Here is a 19,715-nt window from a genome sequence, read left to right as displayed (position 1 = left end):
CTCAGCCGGCGTCCAGCGGCTGGGTGCCCTTGGGGGTGCCGTTGGCATCCAGAGTGATCGCGGCAACCTTTTCCTCGGCGCGCTTCAGCTCTTCCTCGCAGCGTTTCTTCAGCGCCGCGCCGCGTTCATAGAGCGCGATCGAGGCATCAAGCGCCACGTCGCCGCGCTCCAGCTGGTCCACCACGCCTTCCAGCTCGCGCATCGCCTGTTCAAAGCTCATCTGGTCTACGGGGGTCTCAGTCATGCCGGTGCCTTCATCAATTCTTCCACATGCGCGCGGGTTGCCGCGGACAGCGCGTTCAGATCATATCCGCCTTCCAAAGTCGAGACGATACGGCCCTGGCACAGCTCACTGGCAAGTTTGCCCAGTTCGGCGGTGATCCAGGCGAAATCGGCAGTGGCCCAGTTGAGGCTGGCAAGCGGGTCGTCCTGGTGGGCGTCAAAGCCGGCCGAGATGATGATCAGCTCCGGCTTGAAGGCGCGCAGGCGCGGGAAGGCCTGGCCCTCATAGGCCGCCTGCATCTCTGTCCGGCCCGAACCCGACGGCAGCGGCATGTTGAGGATCTGGCCATGGGCGCCGTCCTCATCCGGGCGGCCGGAGCCGGGCCACAGCGGCATCTGCTGGCTGGTGATCACCAGCGCGCGCGGCTCGTCCCACAACAGGTCCTGAGTGCCGTTGCCGTGGTGGACGTCGAAGTCCACCACCGCAACGCGGCTGAGGCCATGGTGATCGAGCGCGTGCTTGGCCGCCAGCGCGGCGTTGCCGAACAGGCAAAACCCCATTGCAGTGTCTGTTTCGGCGTGATGGCCCGGTGGGCGCACCGCGGCAAAGGCGTTCTGCACCTCGCCGCCCAGCACCATGTCGACACCGCGCACCACGGCACCCGCCGCGCGGAAGGCTGCGTCCAGCGAGCCGGGGGACAGGAAGGTGTCGCCGTCGATCTGTGCCCAGCCCTCTGCCGGGGAGGCCTTGCGCAGGTCCGAGAGGTAGCCGGCGGGGTGGATGCGCAGGATGTCATCCTCCGCCGCCATCGGGGCTGTCACCCGCTTCAGCTCCAGCGGCTCCAGTGCGTGCAGGATGTGTTCCAGCCGGGCGACACGTTCGGGGTGGCCCTCGGGTGTGACGTGATTGAGGCAATCCGCGTGGGTGATCAGGGCGGTGGTCATAAGCGCGTTCCTCCGGCTGCGGGACTTGGCGCGACACTAGGTGGGGGCGGTGTCTGGCTGCAAGGGAAAACCGGGGGGTGACATGCGTGCACCGGGCGTGCACCCCCTGTGCACCGCCTTGGCAGCATTTGGGCGAAAAGGGAGGGGCGCTGGGCCTCACCCACCGGCGTATTTTTGGGCCAGAAGAAGCGGGCGGGGTTAATCCGGTGCCAGCATGTAACCCGCGCCGCGGACGGTTTGAAGGTATTGCGGCTGTTTCGGGTTCGGCTCGATCTTGCGGCGCAGGCGGGTGATCTGCACGTCCACCGCGCGTTCCTGCGCCTGGCCGCGGTCGCGGCCAAGATCCTCGACCAGCTTGGTGCGGGAGACCGGCTCACCCGGCTGGGCGGAGAAGATCTTCATCAGCTGGCTTTCGGTGCCGGTCAGGCGGATCAGTTCATCGCCCTGCCACATCTCGCCGCGTTCGATGTCATAGCGGATGCTGCCCAGATGCAGCACCTTGGGCGCGGCCTCTTGTGCAACCGTGTCCGGCATCCGCCGCAGGATCGCGTTGACGCGCAGCAGCAGTTCCTTGGGTTCAAAAGGTTTGGGCAGGTAGTCATCCGCCCCGGCCTCGAAACCCGCGATCCGGTCCTCGGTCTCGCCCTTGGCGGTCAGCAGCAGGATCGGGGTGGCCATGGTTTCGCGCAGGGAGCGGGTCAGCGACACGCCGTCCTCGCCCGGCATCATCACATCCATGACGATCAGGTCAAAATCCAGCCCCGCCAGCACCCGGCGCGCGTGGGCGGCGTCGCGGGCAGCGGTCACCAGAAAACCGGAGCGCATCAGGAATTTCTTCAAGAGGCCGCGGATGCGTTCGTCGTCATCGACGATCAGCAGATGGGCGTCATGGGTGGTCATGCCTGATCAGTCCCGCAGCTTGGCGTAGGCGCGGCGCATGTCCGCGTCCATCATCGCCTCAAGCACTGTCTTGAAGCCCTGCACCGCCTCGGGGCCTGCGTCCTTATAGGCGGCGCGCATCCGGGCGCGCTGGGCATCGGACAGCGTCGCCTCCAGCGCTGCGCCCTGGTCGGTCAGGTAGAGGTGGCGTTCGCGTTTATCGAGCTCCCCCACTTTGGAGATCACCAGCCCGTCGCCGATCAGCGTGCGCAGAACCCGGTTCAGCGACTGTTTGGTCACGCCCAGGATGCTGAGAAGGTTGTTCACCGTGGTGCCCGGCGAGCGGTTGATGAAGTGGATCGCCCGGTGATGTGCCCGGCCATAGGACATTTCGGCCAATATCCGGTCCGGATCGGCGGTAAAGCCGCGGTAGGCAAAAAACATTGCCTCGATCCCCTGACGCAGCTGCTCATCTGTCAGAAACAGCAGGCTTTCGCCGCTGTATCCCTGCCCTGTCCGGCCCTCAGGCATGTGGTGCCCCCTCGTCTGTATTACCGGTCAGTTTATGTCAGTGTTGTTGACATTCCAAGGGTGAAGATGTATCGAATCGCAGCTTTGGCGCAAGATTGTGTCCGGTTCGGCCTTAACTTGCGCAATAAATGAAAATCACCGCAGAAATCAGGAGGGTGCGGCATGGCTGGTTACGACGACCGCGACGGTGTGATCTGGATGGATGGGGAGCTGGTCGACTGGCGGGATGCCAAGGTGCATATCCTGACCCATGCGATGCACTACGCCTCCTCCGTGTTCGAGGGCGAGCGCGCCTATAACGGCAAGATCTTCAAAAGCCGCGCGCATTCCGAGCGCCTGATCGCGAGCGCAGAAGCGCTGGACATGCCGATGCCCTACACCGTCGATCAGATCGAGGCGGCCAAGGAAGAGGCGCTGAAAGCCTCCGGCCTGCAGGACGCCTACGTTCGCGCGCTGGTCTGGCGCGGCTCGGGTGAGGACATGGGCGTGGCGTCGGCCAAGAACCCGGTGCGTATGGCGGTCGCGGTCTGGGGCTGGGGCGCTTATTACGGCGACGCCAAGATGAAGGGTGCCAAGCTCGACATTGCGGAATGGAAGCGCCCGAGCCCGGAAACCATCCCGGTTCACGCCAAGGCGGCGGGCCTCTACATGATCTGCACCATCTCCAAGCACAAGGCGGAGGCCAAGGGCTGCTCTGACGCGCTGTTCATGGACTGGCGCGGCTATGTGGCGGAGGCGACCGGCGCCAATGTGTTCTTTGTGAAGGATGGCGAAGTGCACACGCCGCTGGCCGATTGCTTCCTCAACGGCATCACCCGTCAGACCGTGATCCAGATGCTGAAGGACAAGGGCATCACCGTGCACGAGCGCCGCATCAAGCCGGAAGAGATGGAAGGCTTTGAGCAGTGCTGGCTGACTGGCACCGCCGCAGAGGTCACCCCGGTCGGGCAGATCGGCGACTATACCTTTGAAGTTGGTGACCTGACCCGCGAGATCGCCGAAGACTATGAGGCGCTGGTCCGCGCCTGAGGCAGATCACGACCTGCACAGAAGATACGGGCGTCCCGATGCGGGGCGCCCGTTTTCGTTGCAGCCTGTCACGCTGTGACGATCACTTGCGCTTTCATCTTTGGATGGAAGGCGCAGAAATAGGCATACGTCCCCGGTGTATCAAAGGTGAGCGTGGCAGACCCGTTCCTTTCCAGTTCGCCTGTGTCCCACAGATGATTATCTTCAGTCGCCGTATGCGGGGCAATGTCGTCATTCACCCACTCGACACGCTGACCAGCCTTAATAGAGACTGTTTTTGGCTCAAAGGCGAATTTCCGGATCCGGACCTGAACCGCCGGTGCGGCCGCAGCGGGCAATGCGGCTGCAGCCGCAGCCAGTCCGCCCGCTGCGATCAGCCGCCGCCGTGTCAGCTGCATTGCAGATTGCTGACCATCTGTTCCGCATGGCCTTCGTGCACCTTGAATGTCGCCAGCGCATCCGTCAGCAGCTCTTTGAGCGGCGCAACCGTGACTGCCGGGAGAAAGCTTTCCTCGACGGTCTTGTTGACAACCTGATGGTAGCCCAGCTCATTTTGGGCATAGGCGCAGTCGAAGGCGCTGCCGGAGAGGCCCATCAGCTCTGCCCGCTTGTCTGCGGCCCCCTTTACCAGGGCACGGCTGAGGTCGTTGTCCTGAGGCGTGACGTTCAATTCGGTGATCAGATCAACTGCAGCTGAGTTGACCGCGGAGTGGTCGCGGATCATGGTTTCAGCAAAGCTGCGCACGTCGGCATTCTCAGATACCGCCAGTGCGAGATGGGCATAGCGTATGTCCAGCTGGCCTGCAGTATAGGCGGTATGGGCGATTTCGAGGTCATTCATCGGCTCTGCGGCATGGGCCGGCAGGACCACGGCGCCAGCGAGAACAGCGGCGGAAAGCAAACGGAATGTCATCTTGCGACTCCTTGTTTTGTCAGTCCCACCTTGATCCGTGAAAACGCTGTGGCGTTGAATGCGTGATAGGCCGAAAGATATTGCAGATCGTCCAGCACTCTGGACGCGTGGCACCGAAGGGGTATCCTCCTGCCATGCTGGATCTGTTAAGCGACATTCTCACGCGGCTTTCCCTGAAGGGGACTCTCTATTTCCGCACCTCGTTCACGCCGCCGTGGGGGGTGCATGTGCCGTCCTTCCAGAATGTGGCGCGGTTCCATTTTGCCCATCGGGGAGAATGCCTGGTGCATCTGCCGCAGACCGGTGACACGATCCGGCTGGCGCAGGGGGATCTGGTGGTGATCCCGCATGGGGCGGAACATATGCTGTTTTGCTCCACCACTGGCAAAGAGGCAGTCCTGACGCTGGAGCGGGTGCTGGAGCTGTCCGGGTATCAGGGCGAAGGCGTGCTGGTTTACGGCGGGGATGAGGACGACCGGGATACGCAGCTGATTTGCGGGCATATTTCTTATGGCGCGCAAGGGCATACCGGTGCCGGGCATATGCTTTTGGACCGTTTGCCGCCCTATATGCATATTCAGGACTATGGCGAAGCCCGCGGTGCCTGGCTGGAGGCGACATTGCGGGTCATTGCCGCTGAGGCGGGGCACGCCCGTATGGGCGGCGACCTGATTGCGCTGAAGATGTCCGAGGCGATCTTTGCGCAGGCGATCCGGGTGCATCTGGAAAGCCTGACGTCGGATGACAGCGCCTTGGCCGGTTTTGCGGACCCCCGGCTCCACCGCGCCTTGACGGCGTTTCACAAGAATCCGGCAGCAAACTGGTCGGTGGAGGACCTGGCCCGGACGGCGGGAATGTCGCGGACCGGGTTTGCCCAAACCTTTACTGCCAAGATGGAGGTGACGCCGATGCAGTATCTTACGTCCTGGCGGATGCAAATTGCCTGCCAGGGGCTGGCGGAGCAGGGATTGAATGTCGCCGACGCGGCGGAACTGGCGGGCTACGCCTCCGAAGCTGCGTTTTCCAGGGTGTTCCGCAAGCAGGTTGGCCTCTCTCCGGCGGCGTACCGGCAGAAGCATACCAATGTCGATTTTCCTGAAACGTCGCACATGTGAACGATCTGCAAGGTTTCTTGTCTTAGCTAGAGTTATTCGTTCCTGATTTTGAGTCCACTCTGGGTTCATGGCCGCAAACCTTGCGGTCCTGAAAAACAGAAAAGGACCTGACACATGCCCCTCCGTTTTGTGACGCGCACCATCCACGCCTACCTTGATTACCCGGTGGCCATTGCCCTGATGGGGCTGCCGTTCCTGCTGGGCCTCGGGGAAAGCAATCCGCTGGCGCTGTGGCTGTCGGTGGCAACCGGCATCGCCGCATTTGTCCTGACGGTGCTGACGGACCATCACCTCGGCCTGATCCGGGTGCTGCCCTACAAGCTGCATCTGACGGTTGACCTGATTGTTGGCCTCTCCTTTCTGGCGGCGCCTTTTGTCTTTGGCTTTGCCGGGCTGGATGCGGCCTTCTACTGGCTGAATGGCGCGGCGGTTGTTGCTGTGATCTCGCTCAGCGCGCCGGAAGAGGCTGAGGCCGCCTCTGCCTGAATGTTATTGGCGCAGCAGCCAGTCCACCACCGTCTTGGCCCGGCCCTGAGTGCTGGGCCAAAGCACATAGAAGCCCTGATCCCCCAGCCGCGGCGCCTGCCACAGCTCTGCCAGCGGCTGGCTGCCCAGGAAAATGCGGGGCACAAGGGCGATGCCCTGCCCGTTCATTGCCGCGTCCATCGCCAGCGCCGTCTGGTTGAATTGCAGCACCCGGCCCGTGGCAGAGCGACCCTCCTGCCGCAGCAGAAGGTCCCAGTGGTGGTGCCCGTCCTGGATCAGCGTGTGCTGCGCCAGATCCGCCAGTTCGGGAGAATCCCCTTTTGTTAGAGCCGAATCCTGGCGTGCCACTGCCACCAGGTCCACCAGCGACAGCAGCGCGGAGTTCAGGCTGCTTTCCTGCGGCTTGCCGCCCTGGCGGATGGCGATGTCGATGCCGTCGCGCTTGAAATCCGTAAGGCTCTCCTCGGCCACAACCCGCAGGTCGATATCGGGGTGGCGGGCCTCGAACTCCGGCAGCCGGGGCACCAGCCATTTCGAGGCAAAGGACGGCGGCACCGACAGCGTCACCCGCTGCACCGCTGGGGCCAGCTGGTCTGTGGCCTCGCGGATCAGCATCAGCGCCTGCCGGACCGGCGCGTGATAGCTGCGGCCTGTATCCGTGAGGGTCAGCCCGCGGGCGTGGCGGTGGAACAGCTTGTGGCCCAGATCGGCCTCCAGCCGCCGCACCTGCTGCGCCACTGCGCCCTGGGTCAGGTGCAGCTCCTCCGCCGCGCGGCCGAAGTTCAGGTGGCGGGCGGCGGCATCGAACATCCGCAGGGCGTTGAGGTTGGGCAGGCGCATCAGGTTCCAGCCAGTAGTTTTCCTACAGTCTGGCGCGATGAGACATGATTGGTCAAGCGCGGCCTGAACCGCCATCCTGAGGGCAAGCAAAGGAGTATGGACATGACGAAGGTTGCTCTCTTCACCGCCGCAGGCAGCGGCATGGGCGCGGATGCCGCCCGCCACCTTCACGAGCAGGGGTACGAAGTTGCGATCCTCTCCTCCTCCGGCAGGGGCGAGGCGCTGGCGCAGGAGCTGGGCGGGGTGGGCCACACGGGCTCTAACCTGGTGCAAAGCGATCTGCAGGCGCTGGTGGACAAGGCGATGGACCGCTGGGGGCGGATCGACGTGCTGGTAAACTCGGCGGGCCACGGCCCCAAGGGCGATATCCTGGAGATCAGCGACGACGACTGGCATCTGGGGATGGAATACTACCTGATGAATGTGATCCGCCCGGCGCGGCTGGTGGCGCCCATCATGGCGGCGCAGGGCAAGGGGTCGATCATCAACATCTCCACCTTTGCGGTGTTTGAGCCGGACCCGCTGTTCCCGACCTCCGGTGTGTTCCGGGCCGGGCTGGCGAGCTTTGCCAAGCTGTTTGCAGACAAGTTTGCAGGCCAGGGCGTGCGGATGAACAATGTGCTGCCGGGCTTTATCGACAGCCTGCCGGAGACTGAGGACCGCAAGGCGCGGATCCCGATGGGGCGTTATGGCACTGCGCGCGAGGTGTCTGCGCTGGTAGCCTATCTGGCCTCGGATGATGCGGGTTATACCACCGGGCAGAACATTCGCGTGGACGGCGGTTTGACCCGCGCAATCTAAGCGGGCTGGTTCTGGGAGCAGGCTCAAGTAATGCAAAGGCGCCCTTTTTAGAGCCTGTTATCCGCCTTTTGGGTCGATCAGCGGCTTGGCCTTGCCGCGCCGCAGGCCCAGCCGGTGCTCGCGCCAGATCACCAGCACATTGCCGGCAATCACCAGTGCGGCGCCGGCCAGCATCACCAGCGTCGGCCATTCATCGAACCAGACGTAGCCGATCACGATGGCAAAGATCATCGAGGCATAGTCATAAGGCGCCAGCATCGAGGCGGGCGCAAAGCGGTAGGAGGAGGTGACCAGGATCTGCGCCACCCCGCCGACCAGCCCGGCGCTGACCAGCAGCGCGGCGGTTTGCACATCCGGCATCACCCAGCCGAAGGGCGCCGTCAGCAGCGCCAGGGCCGAGGCGGTCAGCGAGAAATAGAACACGATGGCCGCGGTATGCTCCGACTGGACCATGCGGCGGATGTGGATCTGCACAAATCCGCGCGCCACGGTGGCGCCGACCACCAGCAAGACGCCCAGCATGGCGCCATCGCCCAGGTCGCCGCCCAGGCGCGGCCAGATCATGATGAGCACGCCTAACAGGCCGATGGCCACGGCACTGATCCGCACCAGCCGGATGGTCTCTCCCAAAAACAGCGCTGCAAGGATCAGCGTGAAGATCGGCGTGGCATAGCCGATGGCCGTGACTTCCGGCAGCGGCAGCAGCGCCAGCCCCATGAAGGTCATCCCCATCGCCGAGGTGCCGACCAGCCCGCGCCACACGTGAAACATCGGCTTCTTGGTGATCAGCCCGTGCCGCAGCTCTCCGCGCGTTGCCAGCCAGGCCACGATCACCGGAATGGCAAAGAAGGAGCGGAAGAACACCGCCTCGCCTGCCGGAATGGTCTCCGAGGTGGCCTTGATGATCCCGGACAATGCGGTGAACAGTGCAATCGCGGTCACTTTCAAGAGGACCGCCAGCACAGGCCGATGCGATGTTAAGGATTTTGCCATGGCGCGACCCTGCGCCCAAGCGCCGCAAAGATCAATGGCTTGATTTTGGCTGGCCAAGCCGCGCAAATGGCGCCGCCAGATGAAGGAGCCGCCGATGTATGACGCCAACCACTTGATCCGCCAGCTGCGCGAGTCCTCGCTGGGGCGCGAGGAGGATGTTTTTGCCCGGCTCCCGGAGGGCGGCACGGTCACCTTCGGCGCGCTGTTTGCCGGCGCGGAGCGGATGGCGGCGGCTTTGGTCTCGCAAGGCGTGCAGCCCGGCGACCGGGTGGCGGTGCAGGTTCAGAAGACCTTTCAGGCGATTGAGCTGTACCTGGGCACGGTAATGGCGGGCGGCATCTTTCTGCCGCTCAACACCGCTTATACCGGGCCGGAAGTCGCCTATTTCGTTGGCGACGCAACGCCCCGGGTGGTGGTTTGCGATCCTGCACGGCTGGAGGAGATCAGCGCGGTCTCCGGAGAGGCGGAGGTGCTGACACTGGATGCGGCGGGGCAGGGCAGCTTGCGGGATCTGGCGGACGGGCAGGGCGGCTTTGATCCTGTGGCCCGAAAGGCGGATGATCTTGCGGCGATCCTGTATACCTCCGGCACCACCGGGCGCTCCAAGGGTGCGATGCTGAGCCATGACAATTTGGCCTCCAACTCGCTGACGCTGCGGGATTGCTGGCGGTTCACCAAGGACGACGTGCTGATCCATGCGCTGCCGATCTTCCACACACACGGGCTGTTTGTGGCAACCAATGTGGCGCTGTTTGCGGGCAGCCAGGCGGTGTTTCTGCCGGGGTTCGATGCTGATGCCATTCTGGACGCGATGCCGGCGGCCACGGCGCTGATGGGAGTGCCGACCTTTTACACCCGGCTGCTGGCGGATGACCGGCTGACGCCGGAGCGCGCTGCAAACATGCGTCTGTTCATCTCCGGCTCCGCACCCCTGCTGGTCGATACCCACGAGCAGTGGGAGGCCCGCACCGGGCACCGCATCCTGGAGCGTTACGGGATGACCGAAACCAATATGAGCACCTCCAACCCCTATGACGGAGAGCGCCGGGCCGGCACCGTCGGTTTCCCGCTGCCGGGGGTGGAGGCGCGGGTGATGCGGGACGGTTCTGAGGTGCCGGCCGGAGAGATCGGCGTGCTGGAGGTGCGCGGGGCCAATGTGTTCCAGGGCTATTGGCAGATGCCGGAGAAGACGGCGGAGGAGCTGCAGCCGGACGGCTGGTTCATCACCGGCGACATGGCGAAAATCGATGCCGATGGCTATGTCACCATCGTCGGGCGCGAGAAGGATCTGATCATCACCGGCGGATTCAATGTCTATCCCAAGGAGGTGGAGAGCCTGATTGATGACCTGCCCGGCGTGCTGGAAAGCGCCGTCATTGGCGTGCCGCATCCCGACTTTGGCGAGGCAGTGGTGGCGGTGGTTGTGCCGGAAGGCAAGGGCACCAGCGCTGAGGCGATCAAGGCGGCTCTGTCCGGGCATTTGGCCAAGTTCAAGCAGCCCAAGGAGATCATCCTGCTGGAGGCCTTGCCGCGCAACACCATGGGCAAGGTGCAGAAGAAAGCCCTGCGCGAGGCATACGCAGGGCTGTTTGGTTAAGCTCTGTTCCGTCCGGCCGAAAGGCCGGGCTGCGCCTGCTTGGGCAGGCGTGGCCCTAAGCACTTAGTGTTGGTGCGCTTCTGCGTGTGCCTCTTCCTCGCGCCACTCCCGCACCGCCTGCACCAGGATCTGGAAGGCAGAGCTCAGGAACAGCCCGCCCATGATGCCGGCCACGATGAGGTCCGGCCAGCCGGTGGCGGTGCCCCAGACCCCCAGGGCGGCAATCATCACCGCCACATTGCCGATCGCATCATTGCGCGAGCAGAGCCAGACCGAGCGCACATTGGCGTCCCCGTCCTTGTAGCGCGCCAGCAGCATGACCGAGATCAGGTTGGCCGCCAGCGCCATGAAGCCGATAACCCCCATGATCTGCGCCTGCGGCACGCCGACGTAAAACACCTGGTACACGGTGGAGCCAAACACCCAGGCGCCCATCAGCAACAGGCTGATGCCCTTGCCCAGGGCCGCCAGCGCGCGGGTGCGCAGGGTGGCGCCGATCACCGCCAATGAGATGCCATAGGTCAGCGCGTCACCCAGAAAATCCAGCGCGTCCGCCTTCAGCGCCTGGCTGCCGGACATTTGGCCCGCGCCCATTTCCACCGCGAACATGCCGGCGTTGATGGCGATCACCAGCCAAAGCCTGCGTTTGTAGTCGTCCGATACCCCGTCGAACCTTGCGTTGTGATTGCAGCAGCCTGCCATTGCTCTTGTCCTCATTCCTGATTCGATATCAATGTAGGTGCTCTAGTCACTAGAGCATCAAGAGGTCATTGCGATGTTTTCCATCGGCCAGCTGTCCAAGGCCACCGGCGTGAAGGTGCCAACCATCCGCTATTACGAGGAAATCGGCCTGCTGCCGCAACCGGGCCGTAATGCCGGCAACCAGCGGCGCTACGGGCAGGACGGGATGGAGGCGCTGGGCTTCATCAGACATGCCCGCGACCTTGGGTTTTCGCTGGAGGACATCAAGGTGATGATGTCGATCGAGGGACAATTGGGAGAGGATTGCTCAGAGGTGCACCGCATCGCCGAGGCGCAGCTGAATGCGGTGCGGGCGCGGATAACCCGGCTGGAGCGGCTGGCGGGGGAGCTGGAGCGCATCACCCATCTGTGCGGCCACGGTCAGGGCGGAGATTGCAAGGTGCTGTCGGCGCTGGGCGATCACGGGCAATGCGGCAGCGACCACGGCTGAGGAACGAAAAAGGCGAAGCCTGCATCTGCACGCTTCACCCTTGAGAATGCGAATTGGCGCTTATTAGAGCCTTACCTTCAGCCAATCCGGCCCTGGTTTTCGCCGATCTGGCCGCGATGCAGCAACAGGTGATCGAGGATCACGCAGGCCATCATTGCCTCGGCCACCGGCACCGCGCGGATGCCGACGCAGGGGTCGTGGCGGCCCTTGGTGATCACCTCGGTGGCGGAGCCGTCCTTGCGGATCGACTTGCGCGGAGTGAGGATCGAGGAGGTCGGCTTCACTGCAAAGCGCACCACCACGTCTTGCCCGGTGGAGATGCCGCCGAGGATGCCGCCGGCGTGGTTCGACGAATACTCAGGGCCGTTTTCGCCCATGAAAATCTCGTCGGCGTTTTCCGAACCTTTGAGGCGCGCGGCGTTCATGCCTTCGCCGATCTCGACGCCCTTCACGGCGTTGATCGACATCATCGCGGCGGCCAGATCGGTGTCCAGCTTGCCATAAACCGGCGCGCCGATGCCTGCGGGAACGCCGCGCGCCACAACCTCAACAACGGCGCCAACGGAATCATGCGCCTTGCGCAGGGCCTGCAAGTAGTCTTCCCATTCCTGCACTGCGCCAGCGTCGGGGATCCAGAAATCATTTTGTTCAATCGCGTCCCAGTCAAAGCGGCTGCGGTCGATCTCCAGCTCGCCCATTTGGGTCATGTAGCCCTTGATCTCCAGCCCCGGCACCAGTGCCTTGATTGCTTCACGTGCAACACCGCCGGCTGCCACCCGCGCCGCGGTCTCGCGCGCCGAGGAGCGGCCGCCGCCGCGGTAGTCGCGGTTGCCGTATTTCTGGAAATAGGTGATGTCGGCGTGGCCCGGGCGGAAGGTCTGGGAAATCTCGCCGTAGTCCTTGGAGCGCTGGTCGGTGTTTTCGATCATCAGCTGGATCGGGGTGCCGGTGGACATGCCGTCGAACACGCCGGAGAGGATCTTCACCGCGTCCGGTTCGTTGCGCTGGGTGGTATTCTTGTTCTGGCCCGGGCGGCGCTTGTCCAGCCACTGCTGCAGCATTTCCGGCTCCAGCGGCACGTTCGGCGGGCAGCCGTCGACGGTGGCGCCAAGCGCGGGCCCGTGGCTCTCGCCCCAGGTGGTGACGCGGAAGAGGTGTCCAAAGCTGTTCATCGACATGAGGCGCGGTCTCCTTTGCGGGACGTGCTTAGCGGGCAGGGGCCTGTGCCTCAAGCGGATTCCTCTGCGGCAAAGGGCACAGGGGGCGCTGCCCCCGCCGCCTAGGGCGGCTCCCCCGGGATATTTTCCGCCAGAAGAACATGGGATCGGCGCGGGCGGCGGTCCAGTTTGCAAAGGGTCATAGGTCCTGACGGGGCTTTGGCTTGTCATTGCCGCGCCCGGGGCATAATGTCCGCGCCACCTCGGGGTGCGCGCAAGCGCTGAGATGACACCCGTTGAACCTGAACCGGATCACACCGGCGGAGGGAAGGTACTGGACAGCCTCCACCCTTGCCCAAAGCCGCAAAGGAGGATGGCATGAAACATCTTGCATTTGCAGCGGGACTGCTTGGCGCCTCGGCAGCCTTTGCCGAAACGCCCGAACTCACCGTTTATACCTATGACAGCTTTGTTTCCGACTGGGGCCCAGGCCCGGCAGTGGAAAAGGCGTTTGAAGAGGTGTGCGGCTGCGACCTGAAACTGGTGGGCGCAGGCGATGGCGCGGCGCTCTTGGCGCGGGTCAAGCTGGAGGGCGCACGCTCGGACGCGGACGTGGTGCTGGGGCTGGATACCAACCTGACCGCGGCGGCCAAGGAAACCGGGTTGTTTGCAGAGCATTCCGTGAGCGCCGAGTTTGCGCTGCCGGTGGAATGGAACGACGCGACCTTTGTGCCGTATGACTGGGGCTACTTTGCCTTTGTCCACAACGCCGATGCTGCGGCGCCTGCGGATTTCAAGGCGCTGGCGGACAGCGACACCAAGATCGTCATTCAGGACCCGCGGTCCTCGACACCGGGTCTGGGCCTGCTCTTGTGGGTGAAGGCCGCCTATGGCGACGAGGCGCCGGAAATCTGGAAGGGCCTGTCTGACAACGTGGTCACCGTGACCAAGGGCTGGTCCGAGGCCTATGGCATGTTCCTGGAAGGGGAGGCCGACATGGTGCTCTCCTACACCACTTCGCCCGCTTATCACCTGATTGCCGAGGAAGACGGCTCCAAGGCTGCCGCCGCTTTTGATGAGGGGCACTACATGCAGGTGGAAGTTGCGGCCAAGCTGGCAAACACCGACCAGCCGGAGCTGGCCGACCAGTTCCTGGCCTTCATGGTGTCGGATGCGTTCCAGTCGATCATTCCGACCACCAACTGGATGTATCCGGCGGTGACCCCGGCGGCAGGCCTGCCGGAAGGATTCGGCACCCTGATCGCGCCTGAAAAATCGTTGCTGCTGAGCGAAACGGAAGCGGCAGAAGTGCGCGATGCGGCGCTGGGCGAATGGCTGGACGCGCTCAGCCAGTAAGCGCCTTTCCCGGAAGCGCCGCTGCCCTGCTGGTGGCGGCGCTGATTCTGGGGACGCTGGGGGCTGTTGCCCTGCGGGCCGAGGCCGGCACCGGGTTCGGCGTTAGCGACTGGGCGGCGCTGCGGTTCACGCTGACCCAGGCGAGTCTGTCGGCGCTCTTGAGCGTCGGCCTTGCCATTCCCGTCGCCCGCGGGCTGGCGCGGCGGCGGTTCCCGGGGCGGACGCTGCTGATTGCACTGCTGGGCGCGCCCTTCATTCTTCCTGTAATTGTTGCGATCCTTGGTCTGTTGGCTGTCTTTGGCCGGGCCGGCTGGCTGAGCCAAGGGTTGATTTTCCTTGGGTTAGAGCCTGTTCAAATCTACGGGCTGCACGGGGTGGTGCTGGCGCATGTGTTCTTCAACCTGCCGCTGGCGACGCGTCTGATCCTGCAGGGCTGGCAGGAAATTCCTGCCGAGCGTTTCCGTCTGGCGGCGCAGCTGGATGCCGGGCCGCTGGCGATGTGGCGGCTGCTGGAAGGGCCGATGCTGCGGCGGGTGGCGCCGGGCGCGCTGGCGGTGGTGTTTGCCATTTGCCTGTCCAGCTTTGCGGTGGCGCTGACCTTGGGCGGCGGCCCGAGGGCGACGACCCTTGAGCTCGCCATCTATCAGGCGTTCCGCTTTGATTTCGACCTGGGCCGCGCGGCGCTTCTGTCGGGGCTGCAGCTGCTGCTGACCGGTGCCGCCGCGCTGGTGGCGTTGCGGGTGTCGGCGGGCGAAGGATTTGGGGCCGGGCTTGACCGGGCTGTGCAGCGCTGGGACGGGCAGGGGTTGCTGGCGCGCGGATTGGACGGGTTCTGGATTGTCTTGTCGGCGGCGTTTTTGCTGCTGCCGCTGGCGGCAATCGTGCTGGCGGGTCTGCCGGGGCTGGCTGCCTTGAAAGGCTCCGTTTGGCAGGCGGCGGGCAACTCGATTCTGGTTGCCGCGCTCAGCACCGTGATTCTGCTGATGCTCGCCCTGCCGATGGCCGCTGCGGCTGCTGCCGGGCGCAGCGGCATCGCCGAACTTTCGGGTATCCTCGGCCTTGCGGCCTCGCCGCTGGTGATCGGCACCGGGTTGTTCATTCTGATCTATCCCATTGCGGACCCGTTTGCGCTGGCGCTGCCGGTGACGGCGCTGGTCAATGCGGTGATGGCGCTGCCTTTTGCCATGCGCATTCTGGTGCCGCGGGCGCGGGAGGTTCTGGGGCGCTATGGCCGGTTGTCGCTGTCGCTGGACATGCAGGGATGGGCGTTCGTGCGCCGGGTCTACCTGCCGCGGATGCGGGCACAGACGGGGTTTGCGGCCGGGCTGGCAGCGGCGCTGTCGATGGGGGATCTTGGCGTGGTGGCGCTGTTTGCGGATCCGGATTTCGCAACACTGCCCTTGCAGATCTACCGGCTGATGGGGGCCTACCGGATGGAGGCGGCGTCAGGTGCGGCACTGTTGCTGCTGCTGCTGTCGATGGGGGCATTCTGGATTTTGGACCGCGGGGGGCGCTGGCATGCTGAGGCTTGAGAGCTGCCGGATCATGAACGGCGATTACGCGGTGGAGGCGGATCTGGAGATCGCGCCCGGCGCCTGCGTCGCGGTGATTGGCCCGTCCGGGGCCGGCAAGTCAACGCTGGTGGAGGCAGTGGCCGGTTTCCTGCCCGTCACCCGCGGGCGTATTTTGTGGAACGGCGCGGAGCTGACCCGCCAGGCGCCGGGCAAGCGGCCGGTGGCGATGCTGTTTCAGGACGGCAACCTGTTCCCGCATCTGACTGTGGCGCAGAATGTGGCGCTGGGGCTGCATGCAAACCTGCGGCTGAGCGCGGCGGAGTGGAGCCGGGTTGATGCCGCGCTGGAGCGGGTCGGCCTGGGCGGCATGGGCGGGCGCAAGCCTGCGGCCCTGTCCGGCGGGCAGCAAAGCCGGGTGGCGCTGGCGCGGGTGCTGGTGCAGGGGCGGGACATTCTGCTGTTGGATGAGCCCTTTGCCGCGCTGGGCCCGGCGCTGAAAGCAGAGATGCTGGACCTGGTGGCGGAACTGGCCCGCGAAAGCGGCGCCACGGTGCTGATGGTCAGCCATGATCCGAATGACGCCCGCCGGATAGCGGATCAGGTGGTGCTGGTGGCGGAGGGCAGGGCGCATGAGCCGCAGGCAACGGCGGAGCTGCTGAACAACCCGCCGCCGGCCTTGAAGGCGTATTTGGGATCTGCCTGACGCGCCGCTGGGAGCCGGTTTCGGAGGTGTGTAAGTGAAAAGGGGTTTCGCTGCGAAACCTTGATTATAAACAAGTGGTTAAGCTGATTTTTTGGCCTTTTTGCCGGATGCCCGCCGCCGGTGCGGCGGGCTGGTGCAGGGGATAATGCACTGTAAGTGCTGCGTTTATGCGGCCAGCGCCGCCTCCCGCGTCTTGGTGATCATCAGCGCTGCACTGGCGGCTTCGTTGCCTTTTTGCACGAAGTGCGCGCGGTAGATGGCCATGTGATGCTCCGTTTCCTGGAAATGATGCGGTGTCAGCGAGACCGACAGAACCGGCACCCCGGTATCCATGCCGGCGCGCATCAGACCGTCAACCACGGCCTGCGCCACGAAATCATGCCGGTAGATGCCGCCGTCGACGACCAGCGCAGCGCAGGCCACGGCGGCGTATTTTCCAGTTTTTGCCAGCTCCTGCGCCAAGAGGGGCATTTCAAAGGCGCCGGGAACGTCGAACACGTCGACCTGCTCCGCCGGGATCAGCTGCAGGAAGCCCTCCAGCGCCTGGTCGACAATATCGGCATGCCATTGCGCCTTGATGAAGGCATAGCGGGTGTGTGTCATTTCGTAATCTCCTATACAGTTTGGTGGCCTGCTGGCGGCCGCGAAAACCGGTGTCCACTTTTCGCTGCCAGCACGGCATGACACGTCACCCAAGGCGATCACGAACAGACGGGCGCACGTATCCGTGGCTCGTCTGCACGTTCTCTTCCATCCGGACTATGACCGTCGGCTCTGGAATCGCACCAGATCTGCTGACACTTCCAAAAGCTTGGAAGCCGCTCGCGGGCTTACGGGACGTGCCCGCTTACCGCCGGTGGGGAATTCCGCCCCGCCCTGAGAACACGCGGACATTGCCAAGCGGCGCAGCCGATTTCAAGAACGGAACGTCAGACGCGCGGCTGGGACGTGAAATTGGTATTGTTCCTGAGCAGGGAAGTGGAGCTTTCAAATTGCAAAGCCGGGTTCCATGGTGTGCGGGACGGGCAGGCACAGGAGAATTTTCATGCACCCCAATCCGGTTTTCCACGATGCGGATACCGCGCAGAACCTGGCGTTTGCCCGTGCGCGGGCCTTTGGCGTGCTGGCGGTCTCCACGGAGGAGGCGCCGCTGATCAGCCATGTGCCGTTCCTGATTTCCGAAGACGGGGAATGGGCGGATCTGCATCTGGTGCGCTCCAATCCGATTGTGCGGATGCTGAAGGAAGCGCGCCCGGCTAGGATCGCCGTCAGCGGGCCGGATGGTTATGTCTCGCCGGACTGGTACGGGGTGCCAGATCAGGTGCCGACCTGGAACTATGTCGCGGTGCATCTGACTGGCGAGCTGGAGTTGCGTCCGGATGAGGAATTGCGCGATCTGCTGGACCGGCAGTCGGCGTTCTATGAGGCGCGGCTGGCGCCGAAGCCGCCCTGGACGACGGCCAAGATGGATGCAGCGGCGCTGGCGCGGATGATGCGGATGATCGTGCCCGCCCGGATGCGGATCACGGGCACTGATGGCACCTGGAAGCTGAGCCAGAACAAACCGGACGCCGCGCGCGCCGGAGCCGCAGAGGCCATAGCCGGCGGCATGGGCGCGGAGCTGGAGGAACTGGCGGTGCTGATGCGTCAGGCTTCTACCAGATCATAGTGTTTGATGGTGCGCGACTCGACCAGTTCGGCCTCGGCCGGGTCGATGTGCGGACTGGTGTAATCCTCGCCCACAAATGCCTTGAGCGAGGCCAGATCCCTCCAGACCATCACAAAGCTGAACTCCCGCGGGGTCTCAGAGTGCGGCGCGCCGGGCAGGACCGAGACGATGCCCTCGGTGCCCTTCATCAGCGGGATTGCGGTTTCGTGAAAGAACTTGCTGAACTCGGCTTCTTTGCCGGGCCGTATGGTAACCTGGAATATCCGCATGATCATTGTGGGGCTCCTGTCACTTGTTACACGGGCCCAGTCTAGCACAGTGCTGCATTTGCCCCTTCCCCTCAGGCCCGCTTGCAGTAGGCTGCGGCCAAACACCGGAGGATTTTCCATGAAGCTCACTTTTTCCCAGGCATCCCCCTTTGCCCGCAAGGTTGTGGTTTTGCTGCATGAAACCGGGCAGCTGGAGGATGTTGATATTGTGGACGTCACCACCACACCCCTGAAGCCCAGCCCGGATGTGAAGGCCAGCAACCCGCTGGCCAAGATCCCGGCGCTGGAGCGCAATGACGGGCCGGCCTTGTATGACAGCAGGGTGATCTGCGCCTACCTGGATGAGCGCGCAGGCGGCAAATTGTACGGCCGCGGCTGGGACAGCAAGGTGCTGGAGGCCACGGCCGACGGAATCATGGATGCGGCGGTGCTGATGTCTTATGAAAAACGGCTGCGTCCCGAAGACAAACAGTGGGACAATTGGCTGGACGCGCAGCGGGGCAAGGTGCTGGGCGGCTGCGCAGCGCTGAATGCCCGCTGGATGAGCCACCTGCAGGGGCCGCTGGATATCGGCCAGATCGCGGTGGCTTGCGCCCTGGCTTATGTGGATTTCCGCCACCCGGAAACCAATTGGCGCCAGGGCAATGAGGCGCTGGCGGACTGGTTCGCGGATTTCGAATCGCGCCCCGCGATGCAGGCGACAAAACCACCCGCGGCCTGAGCTCTGGGCCTTGAAACAGACAGGTGCCGCGCCGATATGGGTGCGGCACTGTCACACAGGCGTGACAGAATTGCCGTCTGCGGCTTTCTGCGCGCCTATGACCGCTGGACGAAGCGGCTTCTCCCCGCTAGACACGCGCCTGAGTCACTGCGAGCAATCGCGGTGCATGCGCATGTTTGCCCTAAACGGGCGCTGGAATTGGAGAAAACCTCGTGTCCCACGCAGAAGACCACGAAGGAACCCGGAGAGATTTCCTCTACTACGCCACTGCCGGCGCCGGGGCAGTGACCGCGGGTGCCGCCGTATGGCCCCTGGTCAACCAGATGAACCCCTCCGCCGACGTGAAAGCGCTGTCCTCGATCCTGGTCGATGTCAGCGGCGTGGAAGTTGGCACGCAGATCTCGGTCATGTTCCTTGGTAAGCCGGTGTTCATCCGCCGCCGCACCCAGGAAGAGATCGAGGCAGCCCGTGCCGTGGAGCTGTCCGAACTGATCGACCCGCGGTCGGAAAACGCCAACAAGCCGGGCACCGACGCGGCTGACGTCAACCGCACCATGGACGACGCCGGCGAATGGCTGGTGATGATGGGTGTTTGCACCCACCTCGGCTGTGTGCCGCTGGGCGACGGTGCCGGCGAATTCAACGGCTGGTTCTGCCCGTGCCACGGCTCGCACTACGACACCGCAGGCCGCATCCGCAAAGGCCCGGCGCCGGAGAACCTGCACGTGCCGGTGGCTGAGTTCACCGACGCCAACACCATCAAGCTGGGATAAGGAAACGCGC

At 64.1% G+C, this 19,715-nt stretch carries 24 protein-coding genes and 2 riboswitches; of the genes, 12 read left to right on the top strand and 12 right to left on the bottom strand.

The genetic code is table 11. From position 1 onward, the window contains the following. Window position 1: 1 nt before the first annotated feature. The 4 genes from RA25_RS09960 to RA25_RS09945 all read right to left on the bottom strand — a co-directional run bounded on the left by RA25_RS09960 (window position 2) and on the right by RA25_RS09945 (window position 2,577). Complete coding sequence (locus RA25_RS09960) at window positions 2–244, bottom strand: exodeoxyribonuclease VII small subunit (protein WP_039171934.1); 243 nt, start codon at window positions 242–244, stop codon at window positions 2–4. Next, the gene (locus tag RA25_RS09955; RefSeq protein WP_039171931.1) at window positions 241–1,167 is read right to left on the bottom strand and encodes a histone deacetylase family protein; all 927 of its coding nucleotides are present in this window, start codon (window positions 1,165–1,167) and stop codon (window positions 241–243) included. The genes RA25_RS09960 and RA25_RS09955 overlap by 4 nt, the downstream gene beginning before the upstream one ends. 198 nt (window positions 1,168–1,365) lie before the next feature. After that, window positions 1,366–2,067, bottom strand: coding sequence for a response regulator (locus tag RA25_RS09950; RefSeq protein WP_039171929.1), 702 nt, complete (start codon window positions 2,065–2,067; stop codon window positions 1,366–1,368). Between the two features lie 6 nt (window positions 2,068–2,073). Then, entirely contained in the window at window positions 2,074–2,577 is a 504-nt protein-coding gene (locus RA25_RS09945; protein WP_029204953.1) for a MarR family winged helix-turn-helix transcriptional regulator, read from the bottom strand. 162 nt (window positions 2,578–2,739) lie between these two features. On the opposite strand from RA25_RS09945, the gene RA25_RS09940 reads away from it, so the two are divergent. Continuing rightward, window positions 2,740–3,606, top strand: coding sequence for a branched-chain amino acid aminotransferase (locus tag RA25_RS09940; protein WP_039171926.1), 867 nt, complete (start codon window positions 2,740–2,742; stop codon window positions 3,604–3,606). Between the two features lie 68 nt (window positions 3,607–3,674). Here RA25_RS09940 and RA25_RS09935 read toward each other — a convergent pair whose 3' ends face one another. Then, window positions 3,675–4,004 (bottom strand): cupredoxin domain-containing protein, encoded by a 330-nt coding sequence (locus RA25_RS09935; RefSeq protein ID WP_039171923.1) that lies wholly within the window; start codon window positions 4,002–4,004, stop codon window positions 3,675–3,677. Continuing rightward, window positions 3,995–4,519, bottom strand: coding sequence for a DUF4142 domain-containing protein (locus RA25_RS09930; RefSeq protein WP_039171922.1), 525 nt, complete (start codon window positions 4,517–4,519; stop codon window positions 3,995–3,997). The genes RA25_RS09935 and RA25_RS09930 overlap by 10 nt, the downstream gene beginning before the upstream one ends. A gap of 134 nt (window positions 4,520–4,653) precedes the next feature. Here RA25_RS09930 and RA25_RS09925 point away from each other — a divergent pair, with 134 nt between their 5' ends. Both RA25_RS09925 and RA25_RS09920 read left to right on the top strand, forming a co-directional pair. Next, window positions 4,654–5,634 carry an AraC family transcriptional regulator gene (locus RA25_RS09925; protein WP_039171918.1) on the top strand — a complete coding sequence of 327 codons (981 nt, stop codon included), beginning with the start codon at window positions 4,654–4,656 and terminating at the stop codon, window positions 5,632–5,634. A 114-nt stretch (window positions 5,635–5,748) separates the two neighbouring features. Beyond that, window positions 5,749–6,120, top strand: coding sequence for an SPW repeat domain-containing protein (locus RA25_RS09920; RefSeq protein ID WP_039171916.1), 372 nt, complete (start codon window positions 5,749–5,751; stop codon window positions 6,118–6,120). A gap of 3 nt (window positions 6,121–6,123) precedes the next feature. On the opposite strand, the gene RA25_RS09915 is transcribed toward RA25_RS09920, so the two are convergent. Next, complete coding sequence (locus RA25_RS09915; protein WP_039171913.1) at window positions 6,124–6,960, bottom strand: LysR substrate-binding domain-containing protein; 837 nt, start codon at window positions 6,958–6,960, stop codon at window positions 6,124–6,126. A 96-nt stretch (window positions 6,961–7,056) separates the two neighbouring features. On the opposite strand from RA25_RS09915, the gene RA25_RS09910 reads away from it, so the two are divergent. Then, entirely contained in the window at window positions 7,057–7,761 is a 705-nt protein-coding gene (locus tag RA25_RS09910; protein ID WP_039171910.1) for an SDR family oxidoreductase, read from the top strand. Window positions 7,762–7,818: 57 nt separating this feature from the next. Here the strand turns inward: RA25_RS09910 and RA25_RS09905 are convergent, their stop codons facing one another. Continuing rightward, window positions 7,819–8,754, bottom strand: coding sequence for a DMT family transporter (locus tag RA25_RS09905; protein WP_039171907.1), 936 nt, complete (start codon window positions 8,752–8,754; stop codon window positions 7,819–7,821). A gap of 94 nt (window positions 8,755–8,848) precedes the next feature. On the opposite strand from RA25_RS09905, the gene RA25_RS09900 reads away from it, so the two are divergent. Continuing rightward, window positions 8,849–10,351, top strand: a complete 1,503-nt coding sequence (locus tag RA25_RS09900) for a malonate--CoA ligase (protein WP_039172339.1) — start codon at window positions 8,849–8,851, stop codon at window positions 10,349–10,351. Between the two features lie 63 nt (window positions 10,352–10,414). Here the strand turns inward: RA25_RS09900 and RA25_RS09895 are convergent, their stop codons facing one another. After that, window positions 10,415–11,053 carry a cation transporter gene (locus RA25_RS09895; protein ID WP_039147484.1) on the bottom strand — a complete coding sequence of 213 codons (639 nt, stop codon included), beginning with the start codon at window positions 11,051–11,053 and terminating at the stop codon, window positions 10,415–10,417. Between the two features lie 73 nt (window positions 11,054–11,126). On the opposite strand from RA25_RS09895, the gene RA25_RS09890 reads away from it, so the two are divergent. Beyond that, on the top strand, window positions 11,127–11,543 hold the full coding sequence (locus RA25_RS09890) for a MerR family transcriptional regulator (RefSeq protein ID WP_019297558.1): 417 nt from the start codon (window positions 11,127–11,129) through the stop codon (window positions 11,541–11,543). Between the two features lie 77 nt (window positions 11,544–11,620). Here the strand turns inward: RA25_RS09890 and aroC are convergent, their stop codons facing one another. Beyond that, window positions 11,621–12,721 carry a chorismate synthase gene (gene aroC / locus RA25_RS09885; RefSeq protein ID WP_019297559.1) on the bottom strand — a complete coding sequence of 367 codons (1,101 nt, stop codon included), beginning with the start codon at window positions 12,719–12,721 and terminating at the stop codon, window positions 11,621–11,623. A 233-nt stretch (window positions 12,722–12,954) separates the two neighbouring features. Continuing rightward, window positions 12,955–13,046, top strand: a riboswitch (TPP riboswitch). 32 nt (window positions 13,047–13,078) lie between these two features. On the opposite strand from aroC, the gene thiB reads away from it, so the two are divergent. Genes thiB through RA25_RS09870 form a run of 3 tightly spaced genes read left to right on the top strand, consistent with a single transcriptional unit; the run spans window position 13,079 to window position 16,273 of the window. Next, window positions 13,079–14,056, top strand: coding sequence for a thiamine ABC transporter substrate binding subunit (gene thiB, locus RA25_RS09880; RefSeq protein WP_039171905.1), 978 nt, complete (start codon window positions 13,079–13,081; stop codon window positions 14,054–14,056). After that, the gene (locus RA25_RS09875; RefSeq protein WP_052254213.1) at window positions 14,032–15,588 is read left to right on the top strand and encodes a thiamine/thiamine pyrophosphate ABC transporter permease ThiP; all 1,557 of its coding nucleotides are present in this window, start codon (window positions 14,032–14,034) and stop codon (window positions 15,586–15,588) included. The genes thiB and RA25_RS09875 overlap by 25 nt, the downstream gene beginning before the upstream one ends. Continuing rightward, the gene (locus RA25_RS09870; protein WP_039171903.1) at window positions 15,575–16,273 is read left to right on the top strand and encodes a thiamine ABC transporter ATP-binding protein; all 699 of its coding nucleotides are present in this window, start codon (window positions 15,575–15,577) and stop codon (window positions 16,271–16,273) included. Before RA25_RS09875 ends, RA25_RS09870 begins: the two co-directional genes overlap by 14 nt. 165 nt (window positions 16,274–16,438) lie before the next feature. Here the strand turns inward: RA25_RS09870 and RA25_RS09865 are convergent, their stop codons facing one another. Continuing rightward, window positions 16,439–16,876: a 6,7-dimethyl-8-ribityllumazine synthase gene (locus RA25_RS09865; protein ID WP_019297562.1), complete on the bottom strand. Its 438-nt coding sequence runs from the start codon at window positions 16,874–16,876 to the stop codon at window positions 16,439–16,441. A 135-nt stretch (window positions 16,877–17,011) separates the two neighbouring features. Then, a riboswitch (FMN riboswitch) is annotated at window positions 17,012–17,161 on the bottom strand. Between the two features lie 157 nt (window positions 17,162–17,318). Here RA25_RS09865 and RA25_RS09860 point away from each other — a divergent pair. After that, entirely contained in the window at window positions 17,319–17,942 is a 624-nt protein-coding gene (locus tag RA25_RS09860) for an FMN-binding negative transcriptional regulator (RefSeq protein ID WP_039171901.1), read from the top strand. Here the strand turns inward: RA25_RS09860 and RA25_RS09855 are convergent. Beyond that, window positions 17,921–18,217, bottom strand: a complete 297-nt coding sequence (locus RA25_RS09855; RefSeq protein ID WP_039171899.1) for an antibiotic biosynthesis monooxygenase family protein — start codon at window positions 18,215–18,217, stop codon at window positions 17,921–17,923. The two genes, RA25_RS09860 and RA25_RS09855, sit on opposite strands and share 22 nt — an antisense overlap. Window positions 18,218–18,329: 112 nt before the next feature. Between RA25_RS09855 and RA25_RS09850 the strand changes: the two genes are divergently transcribed. Together RA25_RS09850 and petA are read left to right on the top strand one after the other, a co-directional pair. Then, the gene (locus tag RA25_RS09850; RefSeq protein ID WP_039171896.1) at window positions 18,330–18,932 is read left to right on the top strand and encodes a glutathione S-transferase; all 603 of its coding nucleotides are present in this window, start codon (window positions 18,330–18,332) and stop codon (window positions 18,930–18,932) included. A gap of 212 nt (window positions 18,933–19,144) precedes the next feature. Beyond that, window positions 19,145–19,705: a ubiquinol-cytochrome c reductase iron-sulfur subunit gene (gene petA / locus RA25_RS09845; protein ID WP_039147478.1), complete on the top strand. Its 561-nt coding sequence runs from the start codon at window positions 19,145–19,147 to the stop codon at window positions 19,703–19,705. Window positions 19,706–19,715: the final 10 nt, after the last annotated feature.

Origin of the sequence: Leisingera sp. ANG-S5 (genome assembly GCF_000813925.1) — a bacterium.
Lineage (GTDB): Bacteria > Pseudomonadota > Alphaproteobacteria > Rhodobacterales > Rhodobacteraceae > Leisingera.
The sequence above is the reverse complement of the archived record's forward strand: the minus strand, read 5'-3'. Positions and strand labels throughout refer to the sequence as shown.